The following is a 664-nucleotide window of genomic DNA, read 5'->3' as shown; positions in this document are numbered from 1 at the left end:
GGCGCCACCACGTTGCAGCGGATGCCGTCCCGGGCGACCTCCAGGCCCAGGCTCTTGGTGAACATGGTCGCCGCCGCCTTGGACGCGGCGTAGGCGGCCATCTGCACCCGCGGGGTGGCGGCGGCGTTGGACGCGACGGTGACGATCGCGCCGCGCCGACGCGGCAGCATGCGGTTGACGACGGCCCGCGACATCAGGAAGACGCCGGTGGCGTTGACGGCGAACGTCGTCGTCCAGTCCTCGTCGGTGAGGTTGCGCACGGTGCCCAGACGCAGCACGCCGGCCCCGTTGACCAGGTACTCCAGCGGGCCGAGGCGCTCCTCGGCCGCGCGGACCACGGCGTCGACGTCGGCGGCGCTGGTGACGTCGGCGGGCAGGGCCTGCGCCTCCAGGCCGTCCGCGCGCAGCTTGTCCACCACCTGCCGCAGCCGGTCGGCGTCGCGGTCCACGGCTCCCACCACCGCGCCGCGTGCGCCGAGGGCGCGGGCCACCGCCTCGCCGATGCCGCCCGCCGCCCCGGTGACGAGTGCGACCTTTCCGTCCATTGTCAGGACCTCCTCATCTGCGTGTCTGCCCGACGGCCGTGCCCCGTGCCGGTCGGGGTGGGTGGCGGAGTTGTCAGCCGAGCCAGGCCGAGGCCACGGCGACTGCCTGGCTCGGGTTG

The 664-nt window shown here is 74.8% G+C and carries 1 protein-coding gene; it reads right to left on the bottom strand.

All coding sequences use genetic code 11. The features are described 5' to 3' along the window. The coding region (locus tag LPA54_RS34545; RefSeq protein ID WP_228984591.1) for an SDR family NAD(P)-dependent oxidoreductase at positions 1-545 on the bottom strand (545 nt) is incomplete at its 3' end. Between the last annotated feature and the right edge of the window lie 119 nt (positions 546-664).

Source organism: Streptomyces sp. DH12, from assembly GCF_020873895.1.
In the GTDB taxonomy this organism is placed as follows: Bacteria; Actinomycetota; Actinomycetes; order Streptomycetales; family Streptomycetaceae; genus Streptomyces.
Note: the sequence above shows the minus strand (reverse complement) of the source record. Positions and strands in the feature narration are given on the sequence as shown.